General features: G+C 54.9%; 7 protein-coding genes. 6 read left to right on the top strand and 1 reads right to left on the bottom strand.

Annotated features, from left to right (window positions below; all coding sequences use genetic code 11):
• Positions 1 to 57: 57 nt before the first annotated feature.
• From MKZ24_RS03195 to MKZ24_RS03180, 4 genes are all read left to right on the top strand, one after another.
• Complete coding sequence (locus MKZ24_RS03195; protein WP_340781294.1) at positions 58 to 3573, top strand: carbohydrate-binding domain-containing protein; 3516 nt, start codon at positions 58 to 60, stop codon at positions 3571 to 3573.
• Positions 3574 to 4619: 1046 nt separating this feature from the next.
• Complete coding sequence (locus MKZ24_RS03190) at positions 4620 to 6338, top strand: glycoside hydrolase family 3 protein (protein ID WP_340781292.1); 1719 nt, start codon at positions 4620 to 4622, stop codon at positions 6336 to 6338.
• Complete coding sequence (locus tag MKZ24_RS03185; RefSeq protein WP_340781291.1) at positions 6335 to 7438, top strand: glycoside hydrolase family 88 protein; 1104 nt, start codon at positions 6335 to 6337, stop codon at positions 7436 to 7438. The genes MKZ24_RS03190 and MKZ24_RS03185 overlap by 4 nt, the downstream gene beginning before the upstream one ends.
• Before the next feature lie 2 nt (positions 7439 to 7440).
• Positions 7441 to 9177 (top strand): hypothetical protein, encoded by a 1737-nt coding sequence (locus MKZ24_RS03180; RefSeq protein WP_042231780.1) that lies wholly within the window; start codon positions 7441 to 7443, stop codon positions 9175 to 9177.
• 140 nt (positions 9178 to 9317) lie between these two features.
• Here MKZ24_RS03180 and hflX read toward each other — a convergent pair whose 3' ends face one another.
• The gene (hflX, locus tag MKZ24_RS03175) at positions 9318 to 10595 is read right to left on the bottom strand and encodes a GTPase HflX (protein WP_042231784.1); all 1278 of its coding nucleotides are present in this window, start codon (positions 10593 to 10595) and stop codon (positions 9318 to 9320) included.
• An 836-nt stretch (positions 10596 to 11431) separates the two neighbouring features.
• Between hflX and MKZ24_RS03170 the strand changes: the two genes are divergently transcribed.
• Complete coding sequence (locus MKZ24_RS03170; RefSeq protein WP_340781290.1) at positions 11432 to 11758, top strand: hypothetical protein; 327 nt, start codon at positions 11432 to 11434, stop codon at positions 11756 to 11758.
• Between the two features lie 29 nt (positions 11759 to 11787).
• Positions 11788 to 12054: a hypothetical protein gene (locus tag MKZ24_RS03165; protein WP_340781289.1), complete on the top strand. Its 267-nt coding sequence runs from the start codon at positions 11788 to 11790 to the stop codon at positions 12052 to 12054.
• Positions 12055 to 12058: the final 4 nt, after the last annotated feature.

The raw sequence follows: 12058 nt of genomic DNA, 5'->3' as shown, positions 1-12058 counted from the left end.
TTCGCTGAACCAGCATTTGGGGAGCCCTTATCTTATTCTCAAGAAGAGGGTGTTAATGTGCGAAATCAGAAGATTACAGGCAAGTTGCTCATTACTGTTCTGGTACTGATGTCCGTTCTGGCGCCTGGCGGACGAATCCATTCCGCCGGACCGCCAGCGGCACGGACTGCTGTGCAAGAAATGAAGTCACCTGCGGTGCGGTCGGTGCGGTCGCTGCCTGCCGCTGAATCGTCCTATGGCAGGACGGTCACAGAGGATACCTATCAGCCGCCCACGCTGCTCTGGCAGGTTGGGGAGCAGGATAACAGCTCGGCAGAATTTACGGTATTTCAAGATGTGTACAGTGAGAATATTACCCTCCCCGCAAATCCCATGAGCTGGAATACCCTCTCCAAGGGCATGAAAGCAGACCACAACGGTACCATGAATCTCACCTTTAATTTAACCGAAATCCCTCTCTACGGCGTGGAGTTCAGCTTCAAAGTTATAGATGCAAGCACCGCTATTCCGCAGCTGGCCGTATTCGCAAACGGCAGCTTCAGCGGGCTTATTCAGATAACCGGCTTGAATGATGGAGAAACCCCGCTTGCGCACACATGGAAACAAACCTATAAGCTCTACATTCCCAAAGAACAGCTGAAGATAGGGCAGAATGAGCTTAAGCTCACCGTTGACCGGGGGTTATACGCAGATCCGCAGTCTCCCGGTTATGACGGGGACAGGTATCTGTGGTTTGAGTGGGATTATTTCAGGCTGGATGCGCTGGAGGAGCAGGCCGCCGAGCCTATACACGGGCGGTATATTCATCTGGGAAGCACAATTGCCGCATCCACCTTCAGGTATGACGAGAATGCAATCCGCCATCTGGCGCCAATGACCAAGTGGTTGGGCATAGCCTACAGCGGCAACTGGATGCGCACCTCCTTCTGGTCCGATACCAGCGCAGGCTGGGACCCGCTGGGGCGGACTTATCTGGAGACGCTGCGCGATCTTAATCTGGAGCCGATGGTCAATATCATCGGCGGGAACTGGAAGAGCAATAGTGAACTGGCCGCCGGAACCATCAGCTCAGCGCTGCGGAGCTATTATGCCGGGTTCGTCAGCAAATTCGGCGATCTGTACCAGTATGCGGAAACGGGCAATGAGCCGGGATTATTCGGCTGGGCACAGAAGGCGGTGCTTGCGCTTCATGAGCTGATGGATGAGGAAAGGCAGACCAATAGCCAGCCGTACCTGAAGATTGTTGCCCCCGGCTGGGCGTACTGGCCGTATAACGGAATTCCCGACGGCTGGGAGCGGGATGCCAGCCAGCGGGCAGCGATTGAAGCGCTGTCGGATGTGACCAACGGCCACAGCTATGGCGGCACCGGGGTTCAACCCTTGCCGGGCGGAAGCCTGTATGAGAATTTGCGTGTTTATGGCGAAGCGGATGAGGGTTTTGGCAAAGAAATGGCGATGAGTGAGACCGGCAGCAATGACAATCATTCCGACAATACGAAATATGGAACGTATGCGTACAGGTTCGCCTCAGCTTTTGACCGGGAGCTGCGGGGGGATATCGGCTATGTAGATCATATTATGCAGCACGCCGCCTTCTTCAATGACGGGACGGAGTTTGGGCTGTTCGATTCCGCGATTAACTGGAATACGCACCGCTATGAGGATACGGCAGCAGTGCCGGCCAATATCAATGAATCCGGGGAGACCCGGCTGAAGACGTTCCGCAGACTGGCCGCCGCTTATGCGACCCATGGAAGCCCGCTCAGCTACGAAGTTCTCAATGCGGCTGCATTAACCGGGCAAAAGGCTTATTTCCGCGCAGTGGATACCTCGGCGCTGGGGGTTACAGCCATAGGCGCTTCGTCTGATAAAATTCTGTTGAATTTCGTTAACTTTGAGAAATCTCCGGTAACCATGCAGGTACGGGTTGCGATGCCGTCCAGCGGAACGTATACGGGGGAACGCTTCGGTGCAGGAGATACCTATGCTGAAGCACATTCGAAGGTCCAGCTAACAGCAACGCCTTATATTATGCAAACGGTTACATTAGAGGCGGGCGAAACTGTCCAGTATATTCTGGATGAGAAGGAGAACACCCTGCCATCTGCTCCGGCCAGTCCGGCGGCAGTAGCAGTAAGTCATGAACAAATCAAGCTAACCTGGAATGCCTCCTCGGACAACGATGCGGTAGTCAGCTATAATGTGTACCGTGACGGCGGAGCGGTCCCGGTAATCAATGTTCCTGGACGCCTTACCTTCTGGAGTGACTATACCGTTAACCCCCAGACCACTTATAGCTACACGGTTCAAGCGGTGGATGACTCCGGCAATGTATCGCCGCTCAGCACGGCTGTATCCGCCACCACACCGGTAATGCCGGTTACGCCGCATGTCACGGGAGATCCGGCCAAATTCGAGGCGGAAGCTACCTCCTTTGCCCTGCCGCTGAAGACCAGCAATAACAGCAGCGCCTCGGGAGGGAAGGTGGTCGAGCAGACACATGGCGGGGGTCTGGCCATTCAGGGCTTCTATTCCACGAACGGGGGCAGCTACACCTTAACTATTGCGTACGCTTCCAATCAGGAATCGAAGAAGAATATTCTCGTTAACGGAGTGAAACAGTCCACAGTTACGCTGCCCTCAACAGGAAGCTGGACTGCCAATATAACCGCACGGCAGTATGGGATTACACTCCAGGCAGGCTATAACACAATCAGCTTCACCTCGGCAGGGAACGGGGCCAATATCGATTATTTCAGGCTGGAAGAGGGGCTGTATGTTCCGGTCTCCGCGTGGTACCCTGTTGCGCATAATCATGCTTACATCGACTATACCGGGTTCGAGACCGCGCCGAATGGGGTCTCCCATGTGACTTATGGACCGGATGCTTTGGCAGGGTTTAGCTTTAACGGCACCGGCGTCCGCTGGAGATCGGATATCAAAAGCGATATGGGCAGTGCTGACGTCTATGTCGACGGCGAATATATGGAGACGATAGTGATTCCGCAGGCCGGACTTGAGGGGGATCATAAAATCGTCTATGAGCTGACGGGCCTGGAGTATGGTCTGCACCGGATTGAAATTTCAGGTACCCAGGGAAAAGTCATGGTGAGCGGACTGGAATTCCAGAGCTATGAATCGGTATTGCCGGCTCCGGGGCCGGATCTGACCGTGACGGATATCGGCTGGAATATCGTGAACAGCGACGGCAGCCCTTCGGCGCACAGCACTCCGCAGCTGGGGGATTCGCTGATTTTCTGGGCCAAAGTGAAGAACATTGGCGTCCGCCCTACACCGCTGAACACATCAACCGGAGTCGGACAGATCACCGGCGGCGCCTTCTCGGTGAATGGCGGGGTTGTATCCTGGTCGGACACGAACACCAGCGTGATCCAGCCGGGCGAAGAGATCACATTAACAGCCAACAGCAGCGCCCAGGGAACGCCCCGCTGGACAGTGCCGACCATTGGCAGCTTCACCATCAGCTTCTTTGTGAATGATATCTGGCGGTATGTCGAGATGAACAAGGAGAATAACAAATTAAGTGAGGCCCTGCTCATCAGTCTGCCCTGACGGGCGGAGTGGGGCACAGGCTTGCGTTTACTGAGGGGCGGATTAATGCAGACCTGGGCTCATGAATGAAGGCTTATACTCCCCGTGTGCTTTGAAGTGTGAAGCGGCGGGGAGTTTCTATTTCAGGGTAATCATGATATCCGTCTGGAGGACGAATGTGTCCTGTGTCAGGGATCCCTCTGAATCCGCCGAAAATGGGCAGTAGAAGGAAATGAGGGGCATTAGTGCCCCTGAATCCGCTGAAAGTGGGCAGTAGAAGGAAATGAGGGGCATTAGTGCCCCTGAATCCGCTGAAAGTGGGCAGCAGAAGGAAATGAGGGGCAGAAGTGCCCCTGAATACACCAAAAGTGGGCAGTAGAAGGAAATGAGGGGCATTAGTGCCCCTGAATCCGCTGAAAGTGGGCAGCAGAAGGAAATGAGGGGCATTAGTGCCCTTGAATATGCCGAAAGTGGGCAGCAGAAGGAAATGAGGGGCATTAGTGCCCCTGAATACACCAAAAGTGGGCAGCAGAAGGAAATGAGGGGCATTAGTGCCCCTGAATACACCAAAAGTGGGCAGTAGGAGGAAATGAGGGGCATTAGTGCCCCTGAATACACCAAAAGTGGGCAGTAGAAGGAAATGAGGGGCAGAAGTGCCCCTGAATCCGCTGAAAGTGGGCAGCAGAAGGAAATGAGGGGCATTAGTGCCCCTGAATATGCCGAAAGTGGGCAGGGGGACGGAATGAGTAGCATTAGTGCCATAATTTCACCGGGGGCAGCCCGGGAAGTAGTCTGAATGAAGTTATGTGAAGTGGACTTACAATCTGCACAAGCTGCACAAGCCGCAAAGCTGTATAAGTTCCAGCATGAATCACCCGTTAGGGTGATTTTGTTTTTGTATAAGTATTTATTTAGGGTCCCGGCCGAAAGCTGAGTAATCACCGAAGCTAAGACCCGCTTTGTGAGGTGATTATAGAATTTTGAACTTATATTATAGTTGGCTTTATTTAGAGCGGTCCCGCTTTTCGGTACACTTGGAATAGAAATTACCGGGAGGAATCGGGACTATGCAGAGGCCGCTAAGCAAGGAAGAGCAGGACTGGGTAGAGCGCACGCTGGAGGCTATGAGCTTGCGGGAGCTCATCGGGCAAACTATGCAGGATCATGCAGGCAGACTGCCGTTCAAGGGGGATGACGAGGCCGCTCTTCGCGGGTATCTGGCACAATATCCGGTGGGCAGCTTCTTTATCGGCGGAGAGGTCATTCAGAAGGCTGCGGGTAAAGCGGAGGATTACCGGGACTGGACCGTGATGCTGCAGAGAATCAGCAAGTTCCCGCTGCTGTTCTCCGGTGATCTGGAATTCGGGGCCGGCTCTGCAGTCAAAAGCCTCACAGCCTTCCCGCCCCTTCTTGCCCTTGCTGCAGCCGATGATGAAGCGCTGGCTTATGAATACGGTAAATATACAGCGATGGAAGGCCGGGCAGCCGGATTCACCTGGGCGCTGGCACCGGGGGTTGATCTTCTGCTGAACTGGATGAATCCCGTCATTACTACCCGCTGTCTCGGGGATGATGCCGGGCGGGCGGTACGCCTGTCTGCAGCCGTCATGCGCGGGATGCAGGATTATGGCATCGCGGCTTGCGCCAAGCATTTTCCCGGAGACGGGGTGGATTACAGGGATCAGCATATCATTACTACGATTAACAGCTTATCTGAAGAGGAATGGTTCTCCACTTATGGACATGTGGCTCAGAGAATCATCGATCAGGGGGTGATGTCCTATATGACCGGCCATATTGCCCTTCCCTGGATTGAAGACGAGGATGCTGCCGTGAAGCCTGTGCCTGCAACCGTATCGGAGCATATCACTACGGAGCTGCTCCGGGAACGAATGGGCTTCGATGGGGTGGTGCTGTCGGATGCGCTGGATATGGGCGGGTTTCTGGCCTGGGGAGATTATGAGAAGCGTATGATCGATTGTTTCAATTGCGGCACGGATGTGCTGCTCTGGCCGGGCGTGAGATATTTTGCGGTGATGGAGCAGGCGGTGGCAGACGGGCGGGTAAGCCGGGAACGGCTGAAGGCCAGCGTCCGGCGGATTCTGGAGATGAAGGCCCGGCTTGGAATGCAGTTTACCGGCGCTGCGGGAGAAGACGGGCTGGCATTGCCGCTGCTGGAGGATAAGCTGCCGCCCGGGCTGGACCGGCAGGTTAGACAATTCAGCCGGGCGCTGGCCGGGCGCTGCATTACGCTGGTCCGCAACCGGACCGGCCAGCTGCCTCTGAATCCGCAGACAGTGCGCCGAGTGCTGGTGATCATGCTGAACAAGGTGACGGAGGGGCGCAAATATGAGCGGATGAATCTTTTCGTTGAACAGCTTAAGGCAAGAGGGCTGCAGGTCGATATCCTCGATGAATTCGAACCGCTAACTACACTGCGGCAATGGGAGCTGTCCGGGGTGGCCTGGGACGCTGCTTTTGCCCCTTATTTCCTGCCGCTGCACGGCATGATGAATACGGCCCGTCCGGTAGGTGAAGCGGCCAAAGCCATCTGGGCCATGCAGCATGCAGAGACGATCAAGCCGGTCGGCATTTCATTTGCGTCGCCGTATTTGCTGCAGGATATTCCATTCCTCGATACGCTGGTGAATGCTTATTCGCTGCATGAGGATACGGTAGAGCTTACGGTCAAAGCGCTGTTTGGCGAAATTCCGTTTCAGGGCAACTCTCCGGTCAAAGCGGATTTCGAGGATTATCACGGTTCAAGGAGGCTTCGGACGTTTTGAATACAAAACAGGAGTTAGAAGAGAAGCTGGATCTTATCTTCAAATATATGAGTTCCGTCCGGCATCAGGGCAATTGGGGGATGGATATTCATCACTGGGACTGGGTGCCCGGCGTTGGTGTAATCTCCTTGATGGCATACGGAACTGCCACCGGCGCAGACAAGGTAATTGATTATCTGCTGCTCTGGGTGAACCGGAATAAGCGTAAGGCAGAGGGGGTTCGGGTCATCAACTCCCTGGCTCCATATGCGCTGTTTCCTGGGCTGTACCGGCTGACCGGGGATACCTGGTTTCTAAGCAGGTCTCAGGAAATTGCCGCCTGGATGCTGGAGACTGCGCCGCGAACCCGGGAAGGGGCGCTGGAGCATACTGTGACGGAGGCTGTAGACTTCCCGGAGCAGGTGTGGGCGGATACGGTGTATATGGCCGTGCTGTTCCTGGCACGGCTTACCGGGCTGACCGGCGACCGCGGGCTTGCAGAGGCCGCCCTGCAGCAGACCCTGCTGCATCTGCGCCTGCTGCAGGACCCGGTGACGGGACTGTTGTTCCACGGCTGGAACTGCCGGGACGGCAGCCATATGTCGGCTGCCCGCTGGGCCCGGGCCAACGCCTGGGTTACGCTGGCCGTTCCGGAGATTGCGGCGGAGACCCGGCACACCGTTGCCGTTCCGGAAGAACTCTACAGCCGCTACCGTACGCTCGCCTCCGCCCTGCGGCAGGTTCAGGGAGAGAATGGACTCTGGCATACTGTGCTCGACAGGCCGGATTATTACCAGGAGACGTCGGCCAGCGCGGGCATCGCCTGCGGTTTCCTCAAGGCGGTTAAGGGCGGCCTGCTGGATGATTCTTATCTGGAGAGTGCCGGAAAGGCGCTTGAAGGAATCCTGCCGCTTATCCGTGAAGACGGCGAGGTGCAGGGAGTCTCGGGAGGCACCCCGGTAATGCCTTCAATAGAAGCGTACAACGCCATTGAGAGGTATCCGGCGCTGTACGGTCAGGGACTGGTGATGCAGCTGTTGACAGAGGCGCTGAATCACCAGCACCCGCAACACCTGCCGCAGGCGGTTCCGCTGAACTCTGAAGGTAAGGGAGGAAGATGACCGTGAAGGAAACCGCAGAGCCTGTAAATAAAGAGATGAACCATCAGCAGCTGCTGATTCATAAAATGTCCGGACTGGAGTCCCGCTATGATCCGGGCATCTGCATGCTGCGTTCCCCGTTCAGCAGCCCGGGTTATCATACAACCCTGAAGCAGGCGGAGTTCATCCATTCCACCAGAGATTCCCTCTCCTATGCACTCGGACTGCTTGATACGGAGCTGGCCCGTTATGAACAGCGGGCATTCGATATCATCCGGCAGGTGATCTCCCTGCAGGATACCGACCGGAGCCATGCTACCTTCGGGATCTGGTCCTGGTTCTATGAGGAGCCGCTGCACCAGATGGCCCCTCCGGACTGGAACTGGGCCGATTTCTGCGGCAGCCGGCTGGTTCAGGCGATCGCACGCCACGGCCACCGCTTCCCGGACGATCTGAGGGAAGATGTGCTCCGGTCCATCGATTATGCCTGCGAGGCGATTATCAGGCGGAATGTGGGTCCGGACTATACCAATATTGCGATTATTGGAGCTTTTGTTACGAGAATTGCCGGGGAGCAATTGGGGCGTGAGGATTATGCGGCATACGGTCTGGAGCGGCTTCGGAAGCTGCACGCCCATACCATGCAGCATGGGGCTTTTCAGGAATACAACAGTCCGGTCTATACCTATATTGCCATTCTGGAGCTGTCGAAGCTTCAGTCCGAGACCACGGACAGCGCGGTCAAAGCACTGACCAGAGAACTGCTTGAGCTGACCTGGAAGACCGTCGCGGGTTATTATCACCCGGTCACGGCCCAGTGGTCCGGGCCGCATTCCCGCAGTTACGGGGCGCTGCTGAATGAGCAGAGCAAGGCTTTTCTGCAAATGGCGACGGGAGGAGCGGTGAGGTTCTTCCCCCGGGAGGAGCTGCCCTACGAGGAAGAATGGTATAGGAGCGGCATCCACTGCCCGCCTGCTTATCTGGCTGGCTTCACGGTTCCTGAGACGAAGGAAGTAAGACAGCTCTTGGATGGGCAAGGGGAGGGGGAGGGGCAAATGGACGGCGGCAAATGGGCGGTCACTTATATGACCCCGCAGTTTAGTATCGGTTCCTTCACACATAGTGATCTGTGGAATCAAAGACGGCCGCTGGTGGTCTATGTTGACAATCATGGCCAGCCGGCCTATATCCGGCTCCGCTGCCTGCATGACGGCTATGACTACTGCTCTGCACGCTTCAAATCGCTGCAGGAAGCAGGACATTTGCTGTTCGGTGTAGATTTCATTACGGACGGCGGCGATACTCATCCGAATCTCGACCGGACCGGGGGCATCATTGAGGCCGCTGATCTACGGCTGCGGCTGGAGATTGGCGGGTGCCTGGATGGGATCATCGCCGGACCTACGGAAGAAGGGGCGAGCATCATCATTGGGGAAACTGCGTTTAATCTGACGACCTGGTTCGCGGCGTTCAGCGGGCATGCAGGCGCGGTGCGCAGCTGGGCGTGGGAAATTCATAACGCGGAAGACAGCATAAATATCGATATGATTCTCTATACGGGTCCGCGCAGAAGCATTGATTTCACCACTCTACAGCAGGCGGCGCTGGTATTCTCGCTGGAGGTACAGCCGGAGGAGGAAGAAGAGGTTTATGCTGAACCGGTCCTGGAGATGACGGATGACAGCAGGGCGCTGCGGGTGAACAGCAGCGGAAGGGACGGAGGGTTCTTGCTTCAATTAAATCCCGGTCCGGCAAAATAAGGCGGACAGATCGGCTGTCCGCGGGTCCTTACGGAGTTTACTGCTGGAAGTATTCACTGCTTCCGGTGCTTCCATATACAACAGCAGGAGCAGGCCCGGTAAGAGTTACCGGGGCCTGCTCCTGTTACATAGAGAAGATTCTATTGCGAAAGCTCAACAAAATCACTCCGGAACCGCTCATAATCAGCGGCCCGGCACTCCAGCTTAAGACGTGTGCCCTGCTCTTCATAGCTGACGGATTGCACATCGGCATGCTCATTGAAGTAAGAAACAATGCTGCCCCGGTCGAACGGGACCAGAATCTCACACTGAATATAATCAGTAAAGATCCGGCTGCGGATCAGCGCCGTAAGCTCGGGAATTCCGCGGTTCTTCAGCGCAGAGAGCGTTACAGAATTCTCCTGGACCTGCGGATAAGGCTGGTCCGTCAGATCGGCTTTGTTGTAAGCATACAGGGTGGGAATGCCGTCAGCGCCCAGCGCCTTCAGGGTCTCATCCGTTACAGCCATATGCTGCTCATGCTGCGCATCGGAAATGTCGACCACATGGATCAGCAGATCCGCTTCCGTGACCTCTTCCAGTGTCGAGCGGAAGGCCTTGACCAGATGATGGGGCAGCTGGCTGACGAACCCGACGGTATCTGTCAGCAGGAAGGTTTTGTGATCGGGCAGTTCGATACTGCGCACCGATGTTTCGAGAGTGGCGAACAGCATATCCTTGGCGAAGACCCCTTTGCCCGAGCCGGGATGATAGGTCTCCACCAGCGTATTCATTAAGCTAGACTTGCCGGTATTGGTGTAGCCCACGAGACAAACGACAGGCACCTCATTCTTGTGGCGCTGCTTACGCTGAATCTGGCGCCTTGAGACCTGTGCTTGCAGCTCTGTCTGGAGGACGGAGATGCGCTCCTCAATTCTTCTGCGGTCCAGCTCCAGCTTCGTCTCCCCGGCCCCTCTGTTCTTTAGGCCGGTCCCGCCTCCGCCGCCTTGTCTGCCCAGAGATTCGCGCAAGCCCGTCAGGCGGGGAAGCATGTACTGGAGCTGTGCTACTTCCACCTGCAGCTGGGCTTCCTTGGTTTTGGCCCGCTGCGCGAAGATGTTCAGAATCAGAATCGTCCGGTCAATGACCTCATGGTCAAGCGTTGATTCCAGATTACGGATCTGGGACGGCGACAGCTCGTCATTGAAAATAACGATAGGCGCATCATGCTGCTCCATCAGCAGTGCCAGCTCCTGGATTTTGCCGGTTCCAATATAATGCGAGGGGTTCACCCGGCTGGACTTCTGGCTGAGCTCAGCCACGACCTCAATATCACAGGCAGCTGCCAGATTGCGCAGCTCCTCCATGGCGTAATCGAAGTTATTGTCATTCTGCAGCTGTACACCGACGATGACTGCTTTTTGTTGTATGGATTCCATATATAGTTCAACCTCCATGATTAAATTTGGACATAAAAAAGCACAGGCAGACTGCCTGTGCTAAAAGGATTGTGAGGAACAACAGAATAGGGTCCTGTAGAGCCGTTACACCAATAACAAACAGCTCTACAGCTATGGCACTCCCATAAATAATATGAAGCGAAGCACCGGCAGTGTTAGGGAGGAATAGTTCTCTATTCCGGCCATGCCGGGCTGCGGTTCAGTATATTCTCTATGGGGATGCAATTCCTAAAGGCATAAGCGGGCCGGGCGGAGCAACCTCGGTGCTCCGTTCAAATACAAGGGGATTTATAGACTTCACGCTATAAATCATCCTGTTGTCCCGCGTATAAGATCAAGCTATGGGCTGCCTCTAAAATGGATAGACCTATCCTGAGTCCTCTGCACAAGGCAGAGCTTTCGCGCTATGAAGCTGTAATTAGCCGCGTAAGTTACGAATCCGGATATAGTCTATCACACTGAGCCCTCCGTTCTAAAAAAGTTAAGTTGATTTTAGCACAGCGGGTATAAAATGGCAACTGCGCCCAGTTACGGAAGCGTCTGAGGGCTGTGGAGTGTCTCACGCTGTCAATAAACCAGAAACTTCAAATCTGCTCGGCATATGATATATGAAATAGCTTGAATAGGAGGGTGAAGAGCTGTGCCTGTATTGACAACCAACATGTTAACAAAGAACCCTACCTTGGGAGCAGGGCCTATCAGTCAAGCGGTCGTAAAAGTAGTGAACAATGGAACCTCCAGAGGAGTGGTCTATTTAACCGGGCTGAATACTTATTGTAAGTCCAGCGGCGCTATTCGCCCAGGAGCTATCCGAGTTGAATTACAGGGAAGTCGTAACCAAAATATATAATGTGACACAGACGTTTTTCCTATTCAATGTAGTGTACTCACAGGAGCAGGTTCGTGTCCGTGTGTTCCTGATTGACAGCAGCGGGGTCTGGATTCCCGTTCCTCTGCTGCCGATTGCTGTAAGCCGGATCACTTCGGAATTCCGTGGCAATATCACCGTTACTGATAACGATTTCGCGGCCATCAGCTTCCGCAGAAGTCCCGCAGTGACCATTCCTGAAGCAGTGGCTACCGAGATCAAAGCGGATGGACTGGAGATTCTGGCCTCCCCCCCCCCATCCGCTATAAAGTGATCGCCGGCGGAAGCGTAAACGGAGCCTTTGTGAACTATCCTACGCCGACTACAGCTATTCCTGTAACTGAAACCACCCTGCAAGTGAACTATACATGTACTGCTGTTACTGGCGGAAGGGTCATCACTCAAGGAATCGGCTCAGGCATATCAAGTGCGTACCAGAATGTTGCCATGAATCTGGTAAATCAGCAGCGGCTCCACGACATGCAGCAGGAGCCAATCACGCTGGTGGTCAGCTCACTAGCCGGGGAAGACAATCTGGCTGCAACCTTTAGAATGATAGAGCAGTGGTGAATTT

This window comes from Paenibacillus sp. FSL R7-0297 (assembly GCF_038009025.1).
GTDB lineage: Bacteria > Bacillota > Bacilli > Paenibacillales > Paenibacillaceae > Paenibacillus_AQ.
Note: the sequence above shows the minus strand (reverse complement) of the source record. Positions and strands in the feature narration are given on the sequence as shown.

What these genes read in the sequence shown, in the direction of transcription:
- hflX (WP_042231784.1), bottom strand. Translation starts at nt 10,595, where the DNA reads ATGGAATCCATACAACAAAAAGCAGTCATCGTCGGTGTACAGCTGCAG.
- MKZ24_RS03190 (WP_340781292.1), top strand. Translation starts at nt 4,620, where the DNA reads ATGCAGAGGCCGCTAAGCAAGGAAGAGCAGGACTGGGTAGAGCGCACG.